Origin of the sequence: Micromonospora citrea, from assembly GCF_049629545.1 — a bacterium.
GTDB lineage: Bacteria > Actinomycetota > Actinomycetes > Mycobacteriales > Micromonosporaceae > Micromonospora > Micromonospora citrea_A.
Genome location: NZ_JBNADX010000005.1, coordinates 35,127 through 53,060, shown reverse-complemented (window position 1 = coordinate 53,060; position 17,934 = coordinate 35,127). Strand labels below are relative to the sequence as shown.

Sequence of the window (17,934 nt, the reverse complement as noted above, 5' to 3'; positions counted from 1 at the left end):
TACCGGACGCAGCCCGGTTGACCAGGCCCGCGACCGCTCGGCGCATCGATCGTCGACACAGCGTGCCGACGTCGTCGCGCAGTGCCGAGAACCGGCGGTCGGCGCGGGGGATTCAGCCCCCGAGCAGGGTGTCGCGCACCTCGGCCCAGGTGTCGTCGTCGGCGGCGACGAGCAGCCCCCGACCGTCCTCGGCCGGGTGGTAGTCGGTGCCGTCGAAGCGGCGGGCCACCCCGCCGGCCTCCCGGACCAGCAGCACGCCGGGAGCGTGGTCCCAGGGCAGGGTCCGCCAGAAGAGCACGAACTCCTGCTCCCGGGTGAGCAGGTCGAGGTACTCCCGGCCGGCGCAGTGCTGCCCGGGGAGCAGTTCACCGATCCGCTCACCGCCGGCCTCGACCCGTTCCCGGGTGCCGGGCGGCAGGAACCGGGTCATCGCCGTGCCGCGCAGCCCGCCCGAGGCGACGGCGAGGTCGGCGACCCGCACCGGCCGGCCGTCGAGCCGGCTGCCCTCCCCCCGCCCGGCGTCCGCCAGGGTGTCGGCGAGCGGGTCCAGCACCCAGGCGGCGGTCAGTTCGCCGTCGGTGAGCAGGGCGACCATCAGCGCGAACGGGCTCCGGCCACCCGCGAAGTTCCCGGTGCCGTCGACCGGGTCGACCAGCCAGACGTCGCCGCCGTCGCGCAGGTGCCGCAGCAGGGACGGATCCGCGGCGACCGCCTCCTCGCCGACCACCACGGAGCCGGGCCGCAGCTTGCGCAGCACGGCGGAGATCTTCGCCTCCGCCCGCTGGTCGGCCACCGTGACCAGGTCGCCGGGGGCCTTCTCGGTGACGTCGGCGTCGTCCAGGTGGCGGAACAGGGGCAGCACGACCTCGGCCGCGGTCTCCCGCAGCAGCTCGCCGACCTCGTCCCGCAGCCGGTCAGCCACGCGGCGGGAGCTTGACCACGCTGACGAAGAACTCGTCGATCTGCCGCACCACCGAGATGAAGCGCTCGAAGTCCACCGGCTTGGTCACGTAGGCGTTGGCGTGCAGCTGGTAGCTGCGCAGGATGTCCTCGTCGGCCTGGGAGGTGGTGAGCACGACCACCGGGATCCGGCAGAGCTGGTCGTCCTTCTTGATCTCCTCCAGCACCTCCCGCCCGTCGCGGCGCGGCAGGTTCAGGTCGAGCAGGATCAGATCGGGCAGCACCGCGTCCGCGTACTGCCCCTCGCGCCGCAGGTAGGCAAGCGCCTCGGCGCCGTCGGAGACGACGGTGAGCCGGTTGCGCAGCTTGTGCTCCTCGAACGCCTCCTGGGTCATCAGCACGTCGCCCGGGTCGTCCTCGACGAGCAGGACCTCGATCGGGCTGTTGCCGTCCGCCGGCACCGTCATCCCACCGTCTCCTTCATGCCACCCGTTGTACCCTGCTCCGACGCCCCGTCGGGCGCGCTCCCGTCCGCCGCGCCGTCCGGCTGCCGGTCGGCCGGGGCCGGCGCGTCGGCCGTGACCGCGTCCTCGGCGCCGTCGGTGTCCACCGGGGCGTCCCCGGTCGACTCCTCGGCCGCGGCGGCCTCGGCCCTCGCCGCCTCGACGTCCTCCGGACGGGCCGGGAGGGTGAACCGGATCGCGGTGCCCTCGCCGACCGTGGTGTCCACCCAGACCCGGCCGCCGTGGTACTCGACGATCTTCTTGACGATCGCCAGGCCGATGCCGGTGCCCGGGTACGCGTCCTTGGAGTGCAGTCGCTGGAAGATCACGAAGATCTTGTCGGCGAACTCCGGCTCGATCCCGATGCCGTTGTCCTGGCAGCTGATCTCCCACTCGTCGTCGACCAGCCGGGCGGAGACGTGCACCTTCGGGGGGACGTCGGGCCGGCGGAACTTCACCGAGTTGCTGACCAGGTTGGCCAGCAGGTTGGTCAGCAACGGCTCCTCGCCCCGGATGGTGGGCATCGGGCCCCAGGTCAGCTCGGCGTCGGCGTACTGGCGGGCGGCCTCGGTCTGCCCGGCCACGTCGCCCATCACCTTGTCCAGGTCGACCTCGGTGAAGCCGCTGGTGAGGCGGCCGATCCGGGAGAAGGCGAGCAGGTCGTTGATCAGGCGCTGCATCCGTTGCGCGCCGTCGACCGCGAAGGCGATGTACTGGTCGGCCCGCTCGTCGAGCTGCCCGGCGTAGCGCCGCTGGAGCAGCTGGCAGAAGCTCGCCACCTTGCGCAGCGGCTCCTGGAGGTCGTGCGAGGCGACGTACGCGAACTGCTCCAGGTCCCGGTTGGAGCGGGTCAGCTCCTCGGCCTGCTTCTGCAGCTGGCTGTTGACCCACTCGATGTTCTGGCGCGCCTCGCGCACCTCGTCCAGCTCCCGGGCGATCTTCTGCCGCATGGCGTCGACGTCGTCGGCGAGACGGCGGAACTCCGGCGGGCCGGACCCCTCGATGTGGTGCCGGTAGTCGCCGCCGGCGACCTCCCGCACCTGCAGGGCCAGCCCGGTCAGCGGCCGGATCACCATCCGGTCCAGCGACAGCACCAGCAGCACGCCGGCGACCGCGATCACCACCGCCGCGATGATCAGCAGGACGACCAGGATGTTGCTCGTCTCGTAGACCTTCTGCGCGGTGCGGTTGCGCTCGGCGAAGATCTCCTTCTGGAGCACCTCGGTCGAGGCCCGGATCTCGTCGAACTGCTGCCGGGCCTGGTCGGTGATGAGCGCCTGCCCGGCCTCCGTGCCGTCGCGCTCGGTCGTGGCGATCACCGGCTCGGCGACCGTGCGTCGCCAGTCGGCCGCCTGCTGCTCCACGACCCGCAGCTCACGCTGGATGTCCGGGTAGTCGCCGATCAGCCTGTTCATCGCGGCGACCGTGTCGCGTTCCTGCTTCAGGCCGGTCTCGTACGGGGCGAGGTCGGCCCGGTCGCCGCTGACCGCGTAACCGCGGACGGCGGTCTCCTGATCGAGCAGGGCGTTGAGCAGTTCCTGGCCCTGCACCCGCAGCGGCCCGGTCTTGATCAGCACCGCGTCCATGTTCTGCCGGGTCTTGGTCGCCAGCGCGGCCTCCGCCGCCGCCAGGCCCAGCAGCAGCGCCACCACCACGGTGAGCAGCACGAGCACCCGCCGGCGCAGGGTCCAGCCCTGACGGTAGGTGTTCACCGGCCACCACCCCGGGTGACCAGCAGCATGGCGACGTCGTCGGCGAGCGGGCCACCGTTGATCTGCTCCGCCCGGCCGACCAGCCACGCCGGCAGCTCGGCCAACGGCACCGCGTGGTTGGCCGGGTCCTCCAGCAGACCGGCGAGCCCCGGCACGTCCAGCCGGTCGTCGCCGTCACCCACCCGCCCCTCGATCAGGCCGTCGGTGTACATCAGCAGGGACCAGTCATCGGTGTCGAACTCCAGGTCGAACGCTACGGGCCGGCGCGGTCGTACGCCGAGGAGCAGGCCGCCGGGCGCCGGAACGGGCGCGACCTTGCCCCCGGAGAGCAGCAACGGCGGCGGGTGCCCGGCCAGCCGGACGGTGGCCCGGTTGGCGTCGAGGTCCAGCCGTACGGTGGCGACGGTCGCGAAGATCTCCTGGAGCCGGCGCTCGCTCATCAGCACCTGCTCCAGCGCCGGCAGCACGTCGTCGTCTCCGACGCCGGCCAGGATCAGCGCCCGCCAGGCGACCCGCAGCTCGACGCCGAGCGCGGCCTCGTCCACGCCGTGCCCGCAGACGTCGCCGACGATCAGGTCGACCCGGTCGGGCCGGGTCTGCACGACGTCGAAGAAGTCCCCGCCGATCAGGGCGGCGTGCCGGCCGGGACGGTAGAAGGTGTGCACCGACACCTCGTCGGTGGACATCAGCGGCTGAGGCAGCAGACCACGTTCCAGGCGGGCCGACTCGGCCTGGCGCAGCTCGACCTCGCGCAGCCGGCGGGCGTTCTCGTCGGCCCGCTTGCGCTCCACGGCGTAGCGCAGCGCCCGGGTCAGCAGCACCCCGTCTACCTGGCCCTTGACCAGGTAGTCCTGCGCGCCCTCGGCGACCGCGACGATGCCCAGGTGCTCGTCGGAACGGCCGGTCAGCACGCAGACCGCCGCGCCGGTGGACATCTCCAGCACCTTGCGCAGCCCGTCCAGGCCCTGCGCGTCGGGCAGCCCGAGGTCGAGCAGGACGCAGTCCACACCGGCCACCCGCTGCCGCGCCTCGCTCAGACTGGTCGCGACCAGCAGGTCGATCATCGAGTTGGTCTCGGCGAGCAGTTCACTCACCAGGAAGGCGTCGCCCTCGTCGTCCTCGACCAGCAGCACCCGCAGCCGCTCGCCGGGCGGCAGGTTCGGGTTTCGCCCGAGGCCGCCCTGCGGGTACGGCGCGACTGAGGGACCGGCCATGCCGGGCCCCCGGTGCGGCCGGGTCACCGCCGCGAGACGCGGGAGTTCGCTGGTGATGTCGGGCTCCTTCCGAGTGCCCTGCTGATCCTGTATTAGACAACGGTCGCACACAACACGACCGCGGCGGCACGGGCGTACCCGGGCAAGGCAGTCACTGAGTGAGCGTTCGGGCGGGCGGGCGTGTCACGGTTCGGCACTGGGTGTCGCGGATCACGGTGCCGCGGTGCAGGATGGGCCCACCCCCGCCCCACCGGAGAGGAGTCCGCCGTGGGCGTACCCGGAGTCCCCGCCGCCGACCGTGCCCTGGCGCGCCCCCGTCACCGGTTGCCGGCTGCCCTCGCCGCGCTGGTCGTCCTGCTCGCGGTCGGCGCCGCCGTCCTGGTCGACCTGCGAACGCCCGCGCCCCGGCCGGCGGACGCCCCGGCCGGGGAGTTCAGCGCCGGGCGGGCGTACCGGACGGTGGAGACGATCGCGGCGGAGCCGCACGTGGCCGGCAGCGCCGCCAACGACCAGGTACGCGAGCACCTGGTCGGCGTGCTGCGCGGGCTGGGCCTGGAGACCGAGGTGCAGGACACCGTGGCCGACGAGGCGGGCCAGCTCAGCGGGGCGGCCGCCGGGGCGACCCTGGCCCGGGTCCGCAACGTGGTGGCCCGGCTGCCCGGTACGGCCCCGACCGGCCGGGTCTTCCTGGTGGCGCACTACGACTCGGTGCAGTCCGGCCCGGGCGGCAACGACGACGGCGCCGGCACCTCCACCATCCTGGAGGTGGCCCGCGCGCTGACCGCCGGGCCGCGGCCGCGCAACGACATCGTCTTCGTGCTGACCGACGCCGAGGAGGCCTGCCTCTGCGGCGCGTCGGCGTTCGCCTCGGAGCACCCGCTGGCGGCGGACGGCGGGGTGGTGCTGAACCTGGAGGCGCGCGGGTCGACCGGCCCCGTGATCATGTTCGAGACGTCCCGGGACAACGCGAAGCTGGTGGACGTCTTCGGCCGGGCCGCGCCGCACCCGGTGGGCACCTCGTTCGCGGTGGAGATCTACCGGGCGCTGCCCAACGACACCGACTTCACCGCGTTCCTGGACGAGGACTTCGTCGGGCTGAACTCGGCGTACATCGACGGCGGGGCGATCTACCACACCCCGTTGGACACCCCGGCGAGCATGGACCGGGGCAGCCTCCAGCAGCACGGGGACAACGCGTTGGGGCTGGCGCGGGAGTTCGGGCGTACCGATCTGACCGCCCTGCGCGCCGGGCACGACGCCACCTACTTCCCCGTCCCGGGTGGGCTGGTCCGCTACCCCGGCTGGCTGATCTGGCCGCTCGCCGGGCTGGCGGTGGCGGCGGTGCTGGGGCTGGCCTGGCTGGCCCGGCGGCGCGGCCGGGCCACGGCCGGCCGGCTGGCGGCCGGTTTCGGGCTGGCGCTGGTGCCGGTGGTCGCCGCGCCGCTCGCCGCCCAACTGCTCTGGGCCGGGATCACCGCGCTGCGCCCGGGGTACGCCGAGCTGCTCGACCCGTACCGGCCGGTCTGGTACCGGCTGGCCGTGGTGGCGTCGGCCGCCGCGATCCTCTTCGCCTGGTACGCGCTCACCCGCCGCTGGGTCGGGCCGGCCGCCCTGGCGGTCGGTGGGCTGGGCTGGCTCGCCCTGATCGGGGTGGCGCTGGCCGCGACCGTGCCGGGCGGGGCGTACCTGGCGACCCTGCCGGCCCTGGCCGGCGCGGTGGCCGGCCTGGTCGCGCTCGCCACCCGGGTCGACGGCCCGTGGCCGGTGGTCGCGGTGACGCTGGCCGGCGCGGTGGCCGTGGTGATCCTGCTGCCGACGGTGGTGCTGCTCTTCCCGGCGCTCGGCATGGGGATGGGCGGGGTGGCGGCGCTCTTCGCGGTGTTGCTCGGCCTGGCCGCGCTGCCGGTGGTGGACCTGCTGCACCCGGCGGCCGGCGGCCAGCGCGGCCTGGTCGCCGCCCGCGCGCGTCGGCGCGGCGCGCTGCCCGCCGTCGCCGCCGGGCTCGCCGTGGTGGTGCTCGCCGGGGTCGGCCTGCGGGTGGACCGCTTCGACGCCGCGCACCCGGTGCCCACTCATCTGATGTACGCCCTGGACGCCGGCACCGGGCAGGCCCGCTGGCTCAGCCACGAGGAGGATCCGCAGCCCTGGACCGACGGGTACGTGGACGAGGTCGGGACGGTCGAGGACTTCCCGGGGCTCGGTGACGCCGAACTGCGTGCCGGTCCCGCCCCGGCGGCGAACCTGCCCGCCCCGAAACTGGAGGTGCTGGCCGACGTCACGGCCGGCACGGAACGGACCCTGCGCCTGCGCCTGGTGCCGCAGCGGTCGGTCCGGCTGGCCTCGCTGCACGTGGAGACCGCCGGCCCCGGCGACGTGGAGGTCACCGGGGCGACGGTGGCCGGCCGGCAGATCCAGGTCGCCCGGCAGCAGCAGGACGGCCGCTGGTGGGGTGTGGTGTTCCACGCGCCACCGGCCGAGGGGATCGAGGTCACCCTCAACCTGCGATCGCGCGGCGGGCAGGTGCGGCTGCGGGCGATGGACGCCAGCGACGGCCTCGACGCGCTGCCCGGCTTCCGGCCCCGCCCGGCGGACGTCGGAGTGGTCGGCTCGCACAGCTCGGAGATGCTGGCGGTGGCCCGGACGTACCCGCTCTAGTCGGCTCCGTCCCGGGCAACTGTCGGCGCTCGGGCGGTGCTCGTGGACCGGCCACCTACACTCGGTGGCCCGCCCCCTGGAGGTCGCACCGTGCCTGCTCAGCCGTCGTCCGGTCCACGGCGGGCGACCTCGGCCCCGGGTCTCGCCCAGTGGGCGCGGCAGGTGCTCCGGGACCGTCCCCCCTACCAGGTCCTGCACGAGATGGACTACCTGCTCCTCGCCGACGACGACGGCCTGCGACAGCGGGTGTTCGACGCCGGTGACCGAGGTCTCGCCGCGCTCGACAAGGCGGTCGTCGCGCAGAACCTCGATCCGCTCGGCGCCGCCCGGGCCGCGCTGTCGCGCGCCGCGTCGATCGTCGAGTCGGTCGGGGTCGACCGCCTCACCGCGCTGGCCGACGCCCGTGACGCCGCGCTGCGCGTCCTGGACCGGCGGAAGGTGCTCGCGGCGGAGCCGGCGGCGGTGGCCGCCCGGTCGACGCCCGGCACCGCCGCGCTGAGCTACGCCGTCGGCGAGGTCGAACGGTCGGGCGCGCGGCACGCCGCACACCGGGCCCGCTCCCCGCGTGACCGGCAGCCGCCGACCCCGGCGGTCCGGCCGGATCCGAAGGCCGTCGACCCGGGCGGGGCGCTCGGGGTGCTGCTGGCGGCCGTCCCGGTCGTGCTCGCGGTCACGGTGTTCGTCGGGACGACCCCGGCCGCTGCCGCGACCTGGGGGTCGACGTCGGCGTTGCTCGCCGCCGCGCTCGTGCTCGTGGTCAGCGGAGGCCGGTCGGTGCGGGGTCAGCCTCCCGGTCGGCTGAGCTCCACGCATCTGATCGGGGTGGCGGTCCTCGGCGGTGTCGGTGCGGTCGCCTCGAGCGCCGTCGCGTTGTCGGATCCGTTCACCGGGCGGTACGTCGGTGCGGTGTTCTCGTGCCAGGCGATGTCGACGCTGGTGATCGTCGCGCTCGCCGTACAGGTACGGCGGGCGGAGCACCGTAGTCGGTGACGCTACTTCCAGCGGAAGTGCACGAAGAGGCGGCCGAAGTTCTTCGAGTCCTTCTCGACCCGGTGGTAGAGCTGCTTGACGTCCTTCTGGTCGAGGAACCGCAGCACCCGCTTCTTGAGCTGGCCGGAGCCCTTGCCCGGGATGATCTCGACCAGGGTGGCCTTCTTCGCCACCGCCTCGTCCATGATCCCGCGCAGCGCCCGGTCGATGTCGTGGCCCTTGTTGAAGATCTCGTGCAGGTCCAGCTTCAGCTTCATGCCGCGCCCACCCCCGGCTCAGGTCCCATGGCCGCCATCGTATTCCGGCCTGCCGTCCGGCCCCGGACACGCGTCGGGGCAGCCCCGCGGGGCTGCCCCGACGTTCGCGTCGCCGCTCAGCGGCCGCCGCCGACCCGGCTCTGGACCCGGCGCAGCGCGGTCGCGTAGTCGTCGTTGGTGGAGTGCATCGCCGCGGCGATCCGCAGGTGCCGCAGCGCGTCGGCGTGCCGGTTCAGCCGCTCCAGCGTCCGGCCCAGCACGTGGTGGGCGTAGTGGTCGCTCGGGTCCCGCTCGACCAGCTCACGCAGCTGCTCCTCGGCCCGGCCCAGCTGGGCCGACTGGAAGTATGCCCGGGCCAGCAGTTGGCGTACCGAGGAGTTGCCGGGCTCGGCCTCGACGATCGGTTCGAGCAGCCGGGCCGCTCCGGTCGGGTCACCTGCTTCGAAGAACATGGTCGCCCGCCGGTAGTCCGCCAGAAGATCCATCCCGACCCACCTCCTCGTGTCGCGCCGCCCTTTGTTCGACGCTGGCACAACACCGGCCGGACCGCGAGTGTTCCTGCGCTGGAAACGCCCGGGTCAGGGGGTCGGGCGGCGGTCGCCGAGCAGGTCCCAGGCCCGGACACCGCCGACGATCCCGGCCGTGTTGGGCACGACCACGATGTCGTCGCCCATCCGGGCCAACTGCTCCGGGCGGATCAGCCGGGAGTTGCCGCCACCGAGGTAGAGCCGGTCCCAGCGGAACACCGGGCGCAGCCCGTCCACCACCTGCCGGATCCGGCGGGACCAGAACGCGTCACCCAGCCGGCGACGCTCCGGCTCTCCCACGTACGTGTCGTAGGTGGTGCCCCAGCGCACCGGGGCGTGGGACAGCTCCAGGTGCGGGGCGAGCACACCGCCGTCGAAGAGCGCGCTGCCCAGCCCGGTGCCGAGGGTCAGCACCAGCTCGCAGCCGGTCCCGGCGACCACCCCCGCGCCGTGCACCTCGGCGTCGTTGAGCACCAGCGCCGGCACCCCGAAGGCGTCGGTCAGCGCGCCGCGGGCGTCGTACCCGGACCACTCGGCGACCAGCTCCGGGTCGATCCGGCTGCGCGGGCCGGAGCGGGTGACGTAGTGCGGGGTGGCCACCACCACGCCGTGCCGGATCATGCCGGGCATCCCGACGGTCAGCCGGTCCGCCGCCGGCAGCCGCCCGCCCAGCTCGACGAGGGTCTTCACGAAGAGCGCCGGTGGCAGCGGGTACGGCGTGGGCACCCGCAGCGGGCGGGCCCGCATCGTGCCGGCCGCGTCCAGCACGGAGGCCTTGATCCCGCCGCCGCCGCAGTCGATCGCCAGAGTGGTCGCCACGGGAGTGAGTCTGCCTCGCGTCCACGTCCCCCGTGCGGCGGGCCGGTCATCCGGTCGGCCCGCCCCGACCGCCCGGTACGCTCGGCTCCTCATGAGCGCCACGCTAATCGCCAAGGGTCTCGCCGCCGGCCACGGCGACCGCCTCCTCTTCTCCGACCTCGACCTGGTCGTCGCCCCCGGTGACGTGGTCGGGCTGGTCGGTGTCAACGGGGCCGGCAAGTCGACGCTGCTGCGCACCCTCGCCGGGCTCCAGCCCGTCGAGCAGGGCGGCATCTCGCTGAACCCGCCCACCGCCAGCGTCGGCTACCTCCCGCAGGAGCCGGAGCGCCGGCCGGGGGAGACGGTCCGCGACTTCCTCGCCCGGCGGACCGGGGTGACCGCGGCGCAGGCGACGCTGGACGCCGCCGCCGAGGCGCTCGGCGTGGGCGCGGCCGACGCCGACGACGCGTACGCCGAGGCGCTCGAGCGCTGGCTCGACCTCGGCGGTGCGGACCTGGCCGAACGCGCCGAGCAGGTCGCCGCCGAGCTGGGGCTCACCGTCGACCTGGACCACCCGATGACCGGTCTCTCCGGCGGCCAGGCGGCGCGGGCCGGGCTGGCCTCGCTGCTGCTCAGCCGCTACGACGTCTTCCTGCTCGACGAGCCCACCAACGACCTGGACCTGGCCGGCCTGGAGCGGCTGGAGGGGTTCGTCACCGGGCTGCGCGCCGGCACGGTGCTGGTCAGCCACGACCGCGAGTTCCTCACCCGCACGGTGACCCGGGTGCTGGAGCTGGACCTGGTCCAGCAGCAGATCCGGCTCTACGGCGGCGGTTACTCGGCGTACCTGGAGGAGCGGGAGGTGGCCCGCCGCCAGGCCCGCGCCGAGTACGAGGAGTACGCCGACACGAAGGCCGGGCTGGAGGCGCGGGCCCGGACCCAGCGGGCCTGGATGGAGAAGGGCGTGAAGAACGCCCGACGCAAGGCCACCGACAACGACAAGATCGGCCGCAAGTTCCGCGCCGAGGCGACGGAGAAGCAGGCGGCGAAGGCCCGGCAGACGGAAAAGCTGATCGAGCGGCTGGACGTGGCGGAGGAGCCCCGCAAGGAGTGGGAGCTGCGGATGGAGATCGCCGCCGCGCCCCGGGCCGGCGCGGTGGTGGCCGCGCTGCGCGGCGCCGTCGTCCGTCGGGGCGGCTTCACCCTCGGCCCGGTGGACCTCCAGATCGACTGGGCCGACCGGGTGGCGATCACCGGGGCGAACGGCTCCGGCAAGACGACCCTGCTCGCCGCGCTGCTGGGCCGGCTGCCGCTCGACTCCGGGCACGCCTCGCTCGGCCCCGGGGTGGTGGTCGGCGAGGTCGACCAGGCGCGCGGGCTCTTCCTCGGCGAGCAGCCCCTGCTGGACGCGTTCGGCGCGGCCGTACCCGAGCTGGCCCCGGCGGACGTCCGGACGCTGCTGGCCAAGTTCGGCCTGCGCGCGGCGCACGTGCTGCGGCCGGCGGCGACCCTGTCGCCGGGCGAGCGGACCCGGGCGGCGCTGGCGCTGTTGCAGGGGCGCGGGGTCAACCTGCTGGTCCTCGACGAGCCGACGAACCACCTGGACCTGCCGGCGATCGAGCAGTTGGAGTCGGCCCTGGCGCACTACGCCGGAACGCTGCTGCTGGTCACCCACGACCGGCGGATGCTGGACGCGGTGAGCGTCGACCGGCGGCTGCGGGTGGACGCCGGACGGATCGCCGAGGATTGATCCGTGCCGACCCGCTCGCGCGGGGTGAGAATGACTCCATGCTCAAGTGGGAGTACGCGCTGCTGGTCCGCCGCCGCCAGGCGGCCACCGACGACATCGGCTGGGAAGTCGTCTTCATCTGGTACGGCCCGGACGGCTCGATGGTCGATGTGACACCGTACGGCGACACCGCGCTGGCCCACCTCAACCGGGCCGGCGACCAGGGCTGGGAGCTGGTGGCGATGAGTGAGGACCCGTCCCTGCCGGGTAACAACGAGCTGCACCGGTACCACCTCAAGCGACCCAGGACGAGCGCCGCGCCGCGGCAGCGGATCCGGGGCGGCGTCCGGGCGCCCCGGCGCACGATTTCCGGCTGATCCGCCGCGCGCCGACCCGCGCCGCGTGATCCCCTCCGCTGCGGCGACATGGCGGTGTCCGAGCGGCGCGGATACCGCCATGTCGCCGAACTGGAGCCGATACCGACCGGTCTCGGCCGGGCATCCGGGCATACCGGGCGCGAATCCGGGTAACGGCGGCCCGGGAGGTGGCCATGGTCGCGCTGGCTCAGACGCCGCCCTCGGCCGAGCGGCTGCGGGCGATCGACGGATTCCTGGCCGAGTCCTGGGCGGACCAGGCCCGGCACGACGAACGGCTGCGCGGGATCGCGGTCGAGGTGCGGTTCGACCGGGGGGTGGCCCACCTGAGCGGCGAGGTCGATGAGGCGGCCGAGCTGCGTCTGGTCCGGGACCTGGTCGGCCGGCTGGCCGGCGTCTACGGGGTCTGGGACCGGGTCCGGGTCGCCGGGCGGGACCCGGTGGTGGTGGACCTGGGCTGCGGCGGCCAGAAGCAGTACCCCGCCAACCTGGGGCTGGACATCTTCCCGGCGCCCGGGGTGGACGCGGTGGCCGACCTCTCCGGCTCGCTGCCGCTGGCCACCGACTCGGTGGACGCGCTCTTCGCGGTGCACATCCTGGAGCACCTGATCGACTTCCTGCCACTGGTGGACGAGTGCCACCGGGTGCTCCGGCCGGGCGGCGTGCTGCACGTGATGAGCCCCTGGTGGGGGCATGTGAACGCGGTGGCCGACCCGACCCACGTCCGGCTGCTGGACGTGCAGACCTTCAAGGGGATCTGCGGGCAGCGCCCGCCGGGCACCCCGCGCTGGTATCCGCTGCACGCCGGCTGCGACGGCGCGTCGATCTTCGCCGACCTCACTCCCCTGCCTGCGGGGGCGGACCCGCCCACCGCCACCCATCTGGCCCGCTTCTTCGACTGACCACGGCCTCCGGGTGCCGGTCAGGCGTGCGCCGGGCCCTCGGTGGACTCGCGCAGTTCGAGACGGTACGGCGCCGTCAGCTCGCGGGCCGGGGCGGCCCGCTCACCGGCGAGCCGGCCGGCGAGCAGTTCCACGGCGAGGCGGGCGATGGCCTCCTTGTCCGGCGAGACGGTGCTCAGCGTGGGGACGGAGAACCGCCCGTCCTCGATGTCGTCGAAGCCGGCCACCGCGACGTCCTCGGGGACCCGCAGCCGCGCCTCGTGCAGGGCACGCAGCGCGCCGAGGGCGAGGGTGTCGTTGAAGCAGAAGACGGCGTCGGGCCGGGCGCCGGAGGCGAGCAGCTGCCGCATCGCGGCGGCCCCGTCGGCCCGGTGCCAGGCGGAGGCCGGGGCGACCAGGCTCTCGTCGTAGGCGAGGCCGGCGGCGGCGAGAGCGGTACGGTAGCCCGCCAGCCGGAGCCGGGCGCTGGCCCCCTCGGGTGTGCGCTGCGCGCCGATCGCGGCGATCCGGCGCCGGCCCAGGCCGATCAGGTGGGCGGTGATCTCGCGTGCGGCGGCCACGTTGTCGACCGCCACGTGGTCGGCGGGGCCGTGGTCGACCCCCTCCCCGAGCAGCACCATGGGTATGCCGTCCAGGCCGGTGAGGTCGTCCGCGGTGAGCGCCAACGGGCTGAAGATGAGCCCGTCGATCATGTGGTCGCCGATGCCCGAGGCGGCCACCCGCTCCTGTTCCGGGCCGCCGCCGGTCTGGTCGACCAGCACCGTCCAGCCGTGTACGCCGGCGGCGGTGACCACGTGCCGGGCCAGTTCCGCGAAGTACGGGATGTCCAGCTCCGGCACGGCCAGGGCGATCACCCCGGTCCGTCCCTTGCGCAGGTTGCGGGCGGACAGGTTGGGCCGGTAGTTGAGTTCGGCGATGGCCTCCTCCACCCGGGCCCGGGTGTCCGGTCGCACGTGCACGTAGCCGTTCACCACGTTCGACACGGTCTTGACCGACACGCCGGCCCGTTCGGCCACGTCCTTGAGCCTGTGTCGCACGACCTCGTCCTCCCGCAGGTGCCGGGTGCCAGGTCCGGACTCTACCGCGCGACGGCATCTTTACAACGTTGGTTACAACGTTGTAAAGACCTGGGGCCCGGAACCGTACCGGGGTCAGGGGGTCGGGGCCGGTTCGCCGGCCGGCTCCGTCGCGGCGTGCTCGCGACGGGCCAGGCGGTTGCGGCGGTAGCCGTAGCCGAAGTAGATCAGCGCGCCGAGGGCCATCCAGATCAGGAACCGGATCCAGGTCTCCACCGACAGGTTGAGCATCAGGTAGAGACAGGCCAGTGCGGAGACGATCGGCAGCACCGGGGAGAACGGCACCTTGAACGGCCGCTCCAGGTCCGGGCGCCTCCGGCGCAGGATCGGCACCGCGATCGAGACGATCACGAACGCGCAGAGCGCGCCGATGCTGACCAGGTCGGCCAGGGCCGACAGGGGCAGGAAGCCGGCGAGCAGCGCGACCGCCACGGTCATCACGCCGGAGATCCGGTACGGGGTGCCCCAGCGCGGGTGGATCCTGGCGACCGCCGGCGGGATCAGGCCGTCGCGGGAGATGGCGAAGCCGATCCGGCCCATGGCCACCAGGTCGACCAGGATCACGCTGGTCAGGCCGGCCACGGCGGCGATGGAGACGAGCACCCCGGCCCAGCCCGCGCCGACCGCGTTGAAGGCCGCCGCGATCGGGGCGCCCCGGTCGATCTCGGTGTACGGCACGATGCCGACCAGGACCAGCGAGACGCCGATGTAGAGCACGGTGGAGATCAGCAGGGTGCCGAGCAGGCCGAGGGTGAGGTCCCGCTTCGGGCGGCGGGTCTCCTCGCCGAGGTTGGCCACCGCCTCGAAGCCGGTGTAGGCGAAGAAGACCACGGCGGCGGCGCTGAGCACGCCGACGAAGCCGAAGACCGACGGCTCCAGGCCGAACAGCGCCTGCGTGACCGGCTGCTTGATGCCGTCCTCGCCGGCGTCGGCGGGCCGCGACGACGGGATGAACGGGGTGAGGTTGGCGGCCTTCACGAAGAACAGGCCGGCGGCCACGATGAAGACGCAGATGGCGACCTTGACGAACACCAGCAGGTTGGTCACCTTGGCGGATTCGCGGATGCCGACGACGGCGACCACGCCGAGCAGCAGCACGATGCCGATCGCGCCGAGGTTGACGACGCTGCCCTCCTCGCCGAACCAGGCGGTGGGCAGCCCGAGGAGTTCGGCGAGGTAGCCGGACCAGCCGCGGGCCACCACCGCCGCGCCGAGCGCGAACTCCAGCAGCAGGTCCCAGCCGATGATCCAGGCGACGACCTCGCCCATGGTGGCGTACGCGTAGGTGTAGGCGCTGCCGGCGGTCGGCACGCTGGAGGCGAGTTCGGCGTAGCAGAGCGCGGCGAGCAGGGCGACCACGCCGGCGATCGCGAACGAGACCACCACGCCGGGCCCGGCGCTGTCCCGGGCCTCGATGCCGGTGAGCGTGAAGATGCCGGTGCCGATCACGATGCCGATGCCGAAGCCGGTGAGGTCGCGGGCCCTGAGGTGGCGCTTGAGGCCGAGCCGGCCGTCGCTGCCGTCGGCCTCGCTCTGGGCCATCACGTCCTTGATCGGCTTGGTCCGCAGCATGGACACCGGGCTTCCCCTCCCACCGTGCGACCACCTGGTGGCGGCCGGTGACCGGCGATGCTACCCAGGACGGATCCTCGTCAACCGCCACGTCCTGTCACACTCCGGTCACGACCGGGCGTGTGGAGCCGGTCACCCTCCGGGGTGCGCGCGGGTCGCCCCGGACGGCGCAGCCGGGCGGTATCCGGACATCCAGGTCAGACTCTTGCGCCGAGGCCGGACGGTGTGAAAATTTTCTACCAGCGGTAGATAGCTTGCGGCGAATGTTGCCGCCATCGGCCGCGACACCGGGAGCCCGACGAAGGGACACACCGCATGAAGGCAACTCGGCTCCGAGCCGCCGGGCTGGCCGTGGCACTGCTCGGCGCGCTGGTCGCCGGCACGCCCGCGAGCGCCGCACCGGACACCACCGCCACCCCCGCCACCACCGACTGCACGACCGATCCGGCCACCCCCAAGCGCCAGTTCCGCGCCATGTGGATCTCCTCCGTGGTCAACATCGACTGGCCGACCAAGACCTCGCAGACCGCGCCGGACCGGATCGCCACCCAGCAGGCCGAGTACCTGGGCTGGCTCGACCTGGCGCAGAAGCTGCACCACAACGCCGTCGTGGTGCAGGTCCGCCCGACCGCCGACGCGTTCTGGCCGTCACCGCACGAGCCGTGGTCGGAGTACCTGACCGGGGTGCGCGGGCAGGACCCGGGTTGGGACCCGCTCGCCTTCCTCGTCACCGAGGCGCACAAGCGCAACCTGGAGTTCCACGCCTGGTTCAACCCGTACCGGATCTCGATGCCGGCGCCGGGCGGAGCCGGCGCGGACATCTCGAAGCTCGCGCCCGACCACCCGGCCCGCCAGCACCCGGAGTGGACCTTCGCCTACCCGCCGGCCGGCGCCGCCGGCAGCCGGCTCTACTACAACCCCGGCCTGCCGGAGGTCCGCGAGTTCGTCCAGACCGCGATGATGGACGCGGTCCAGCGGTACGACATCGACGGCGTGCACTTCGACGACTACTTCTACCCGTACCCGAGCGGGACGCACCAGGTGCCGGACGACGCCACGTTCGCCGCCCACCACCGGGGCTTCACCGACAAGGCGGACTGGCGGCGCGACAACATCAACCTGCTCGTCCGGGAGATGAACGACCGGATCAAGGCGGCCAAGCCGTGGGTGAAGTTCGGGGTCAGCCCGTTCGGCATCTGGCGCAACAAGTCGGTCGACCCGCTCGGCTCGGACACCACCGGCTCGCAGTCGTACGACATCATCTCCGCCGACACCCGTAAGTGGATCAAGGAGGAGTGGATCGACTACGTGGTGCCGCAGCTCTACTGGTACATCGGCCAGTACCCGGCCGCGGACTACGCGCGGCTCGTGCCGTGGTGGGCCGAGCAGGTGCGCGGCACCCGGGTGCAGCTCTACATCGGCCAGGCCGACTACAAGAGCGGCGAGCCGGCGTACGGGTCGTACTGGATGAACCCGCGGGAGCTGTCGGACCACCTGACGCTGAACCGGTCGTACCCGGAGGTGCTCGGCAACGTGCACTTCTCGGCCGTGCAGGTGAAGGCCAACCGGCTCGGGGCGACCGACATCTACGCCGCCGAGCACTACTCCCGCCCGGCGCTGCCGCCGAGGATGACCCACCTGCCGGCGAAGCCGCTGCTGTTCCCCGTGATCACGCGGACCGAGCGGTCCGCCGACGGGGTGCGGCTGCACTGGCGGCAGCCGGCCGACGGCCAGGGTCCGCTCGGCACGGCCACCTCGTACGCGGTCTACCGCTTCGACGGCGCCGGTCCGGCCGACCCCTGCGGCTTCGCCGACGCCGCGCACCTGGTCGGCACCGTGCGCGCCGACTCGGCGCCGGGCACGCGGTCCTGGCTGGACGAGACGGCGACGCCCGGCGCGACGTACACGTACGCCGTGACGGCGCTGGACCGGCTCTGGAACGAGAGCGCGCCGAGCCCGGTACGGGTGGTGCGCTGACCGATCCGCGAATGCCCCGGGCGATCCTGCCCGGGGCATTCGTCTGTTTCGACGCCTGTCACCAATAGTTCGCACTCGCCACGACCGACGGCCGCGAACCCGATCGACACTGATCGACATCCGGTGACCCGCCGGTAACCCACCGCCACACCGCACATCCCCGCGGAGGTAACCGTGACCAGACGCCTCGCCACCCTGCTCACCTCGGGCACGATCGCGCTGCTCACCGCGCTCGGCCTCGCCACCCCGGCGGCCGCCGCCGTCAGCACCGAACAGAAGCTCAGCGTGCTGAGCAGTTGGACGCAGACCAGCGCCACCAGCTACAACGCCTGGAACGCCGGCCGGCTGGACAAGGCCACCTGGTCCGCGTACGCCTTCGACTGGTCGACCGACTACTGCTCGTCCAGCCCGGACAACCCGCTCGGCTTCACCTTCAGCCTCTCCTGCTACCGCCACGACTTCGGCTACCGCAACTACAAGGCGATGGGGCAGTTCTCGGCCAACAAGTCCCGGCTCGACAGCGCCTTCTACGCCGACCTGAAGCGGGTCTGCGCCCGGTACAACGTCGTCGTCCGGCCCGCCTGCTACAGCCTGGCCTGGACCTACTACGAGGCCGTCAAGGCCTTCGGCACGGTGGCCGCCGTGCAGCAGTCCGACATCGACCGGGCCGCCCGGATGAAGGCCGACGCCGAGCGTCGGGCCGCCCTGCGCGGCTGACCCGCCCGGCACGCGCGGCTGCGGTCACCGC

At 73.4% G+C, this 17,934-nt stretch carries 16 protein-coding genes; 7 read left to right on the top strand and 9 right to left on the bottom strand.

Annotated elements, in window-relative coordinates; translation table 11 throughout:
- Positions 1-112 precede the first annotated feature (112 nt).
- Genes ACPFP2_RS08075 through ACPFP2_RS08060 form a run of 4 tightly spaced genes read right to left on the bottom strand, consistent with a single transcriptional unit; the run spans position 113 to position 4,329 of the window.
- Positions 113-922 carry an inositol monophosphatase family protein gene (locus tag ACPFP2_RS08075; protein ID WP_424087643.1) on the bottom strand — a complete coding sequence of 270 codons (810 nt, stop codon included), beginning with the start codon at positions 920-922 and terminating at the stop codon, positions 113-115.
- The gene (locus ACPFP2_RS08070; RefSeq protein WP_088976209.1) at positions 915-1,367 is read right to left on the bottom strand and encodes a response regulator; all 453 of its coding nucleotides are present in this window, start codon (positions 1,365-1,367) and stop codon (positions 915-917) included. The genes ACPFP2_RS08075 and ACPFP2_RS08070 overlap by 8 nt, the downstream gene beginning before the upstream one ends.
- Entirely contained in the window at positions 1,364-3,115 is a 1,752-nt protein-coding gene (locus ACPFP2_RS08065; protein ID WP_424087640.1) for a sensor histidine kinase, read from the bottom strand. Before ACPFP2_RS08065 ends, ACPFP2_RS08070 begins: the two co-directional genes overlap by 4 nt.
- Positions 3,112-4,329 carry a PP2C family protein-serine/threonine phosphatase gene (locus tag ACPFP2_RS08060; RefSeq protein ID WP_424087638.1) on the bottom strand — a complete coding sequence of 406 codons (1,218 nt, stop codon included), beginning with the start codon at positions 4,327-4,329 and terminating at the stop codon, positions 3,112-3,114. Before ACPFP2_RS08060 ends, ACPFP2_RS08065 begins: the two co-directional genes overlap by 4 nt.
- A 267-nt stretch (positions 4,330-4,596) precedes the next feature.
- Here ACPFP2_RS08060 and ACPFP2_RS08055 point away from each other — a divergent pair, with 267 nt between their 5' ends.
- Together ACPFP2_RS08055 and ACPFP2_RS08050 are read left to right on the top strand one after the other, a co-directional pair.
- Positions 4,597-6,984 (top strand): M28 family peptidase, encoded by a 2,388-nt coding sequence (locus tag ACPFP2_RS08055; RefSeq protein WP_424087636.1) that lies wholly within the window; start codon positions 4,597-4,599, stop codon positions 6,982-6,984.
- A gap of 90 nt (positions 6,985-7,074) precedes the next feature.
- Positions 7,075-7,974, top strand: a complete 900-nt coding sequence (locus ACPFP2_RS08050; RefSeq protein WP_424087634.1) for a hypothetical protein — start codon at positions 7,075-7,077, stop codon at positions 7,972-7,974.
- Between the two features lie 2 nt (positions 7,975-7,976).
- On the opposite strand, the gene ACPFP2_RS08045 is transcribed toward ACPFP2_RS08050, so the two are convergent.
- The 3 genes from ACPFP2_RS08045 to ACPFP2_RS08035 form a co-directional block, all read right to left on the bottom strand.
- On the bottom strand, positions 7,977-8,231 hold the full coding sequence (locus ACPFP2_RS08045; protein WP_030329768.1) for a Smr/MutS family protein: 255 nt from the start codon (positions 8,229-8,231) through the stop codon (positions 7,977-7,979).
- A gap of 116 nt (positions 8,232-8,347) precedes the next feature.
- Complete coding sequence (locus ACPFP2_RS08040; RefSeq protein WP_363911209.1) at positions 8,348-8,716, bottom strand: tetratricopeptide repeat protein; 369 nt, start codon at positions 8,714-8,716, stop codon at positions 8,348-8,350.
- 93 nt (positions 8,717-8,809) lie between these two features.
- A complete protein-coding gene (locus ACPFP2_RS08035) occupies positions 8,810-9,577 on the bottom strand; it encodes an ROK family protein (protein ID WP_424087631.1) in 768 nt (255 codons plus the stop codon).
- A 91-nt stretch (positions 9,578-9,668) separates the two neighbouring features.
- Between ACPFP2_RS08035 and ACPFP2_RS08030 the strand changes: the two genes are divergently transcribed.
- The 3 genes from ACPFP2_RS08030 (at position 9,669) to ACPFP2_RS08020 (ending at position 12,561) form a co-directional block, all read left to right on the top strand.
- Complete coding sequence (locus tag ACPFP2_RS08030; RefSeq protein ID WP_424087629.1) at positions 9,669-11,306, top strand: ABC-F family ATP-binding cassette domain-containing protein; 1,638 nt, start codon at positions 9,669-9,671, stop codon at positions 11,304-11,306.
- A 38-nt stretch (positions 11,307-11,344) separates the two neighbouring features.
- Positions 11,345-11,662, top strand: a complete 318-nt coding sequence (locus ACPFP2_RS08025; RefSeq protein ID WP_424087627.1) for a hypothetical protein — start codon at positions 11,345-11,347, stop codon at positions 11,660-11,662.
- A 173-nt stretch (positions 11,663-11,835) separates the two neighbouring features.
- Positions 11,836-12,561 (top strand): methyltransferase domain-containing protein, encoded by a 726-nt coding sequence (locus tag ACPFP2_RS08020; protein ID WP_424087625.1) that lies wholly within the window; start codon positions 11,836-11,838, stop codon positions 12,559-12,561.
- Between the two features lie 20 nt (positions 12,562-12,581).
- Here the strand turns inward: ACPFP2_RS08020 and ACPFP2_RS08015 are convergent, their stop codons facing one another.
- Both ACPFP2_RS08015 and ACPFP2_RS08010 read right to left on the bottom strand, forming a co-directional pair.
- Positions 12,582-13,598 (bottom strand): LacI family DNA-binding transcriptional regulator, encoded by a 1,017-nt coding sequence (locus ACPFP2_RS08015; protein WP_424087623.1) that lies wholly within the window; start codon positions 13,596-13,598, stop codon positions 12,582-12,584.
- 114 nt (positions 13,599-13,712) lie between these two features.
- Positions 13,713-15,209: an amino acid permease gene (locus ACPFP2_RS08010; RefSeq protein ID WP_424088017.1), complete on the bottom strand. Its 1,497-nt coding sequence runs from the start codon at positions 15,207-15,209 to the stop codon at positions 13,713-13,715.
- Between the two features lie 315 nt (positions 15,210-15,524).
- Between ACPFP2_RS08010 and ACPFP2_RS08005 the strand changes: the two genes are divergently transcribed.
- Complete coding sequence (locus tag ACPFP2_RS08005; protein WP_424087621.1) at positions 15,525-17,186, top strand: glycoside hydrolase family 10 protein; 1,662 nt, start codon at positions 15,525-15,527, stop codon at positions 17,184-17,186.
- 174 nt (positions 17,187-17,360) lie between these two features.
- On the top strand, positions 17,361-17,903 hold the full coding sequence (locus tag ACPFP2_RS08000) for a phospholipase (protein ID WP_424087619.1): 543 nt from the start codon (positions 17,361-17,363) through the stop codon (positions 17,901-17,903).
- Positions 17,904-17,934 lie beyond the last annotated feature (31 nt).

What these genes read in the sequence shown, in the direction of transcription:
- ACPFP2_RS08005 (WP_424087621.1), top strand. Translation starts at nt 15,525, where the DNA reads ATGAAGGCAACTCGGCTCCGAGCCGCCGGGCTGGCCGTGGCACTGCTC.
- ACPFP2_RS08045 (WP_030329768.1), bottom strand. Translation starts at nt 8,231, where the DNA reads ATGAAGCTGAAGCTGGACCTGCACGAGATCTTCAACAAGGGCCACGAC.
- ACPFP2_RS08025 (WP_424087627.1), top strand. Translation starts at nt 11,345, where the DNA reads ATGCTCAAGTGGGAGTACGCGCTGCTGGTCCGCCGCCGCCAGGCGGCC.
- ACPFP2_RS08040 (WP_363911209.1), bottom strand. Translation starts at nt 8,716, where the DNA reads ATGGATCTTCTGGCGGACTACCGGCGGGCGACCATGTTCTTCGAAGCA.
- ACPFP2_RS08060 (WP_424087638.1), bottom strand. Translation starts at nt 4,329, where the DNA reads ATGGCCGGTCCCTCAGTCGCGCCGTACCCGCAGGGCGGCCTCGGGCGA.
- ACPFP2_RS08030 (WP_424087629.1), top strand. Translation starts at nt 9,669, where the DNA reads ATGAGCGCCACGCTAATCGCCAAGGGTCTCGCCGCCGGCCACGGCGAC.
- ACPFP2_RS08020 (WP_424087625.1), top strand. Translation starts at nt 11,836, where the DNA reads ATGGTCGCGCTGGCTCAGACGCCGCCCTCGGCCGAGCGGCTGCGGGCG.
- ACPFP2_RS08010 (WP_424088017.1), bottom strand. Translation starts at nt 15,209, where the DNA reads ATGCTGCGGACCAAGCCGATCAAGGACGTGATGGCCCAGAGCGAGGCC.
- ACPFP2_RS08070 (WP_088976209.1), bottom strand. Translation starts at nt 1,367, where the DNA reads ATGACGGTGCCGGCGGACGGCAACAGCCCGATCGAGGTCCTGCTCGTC.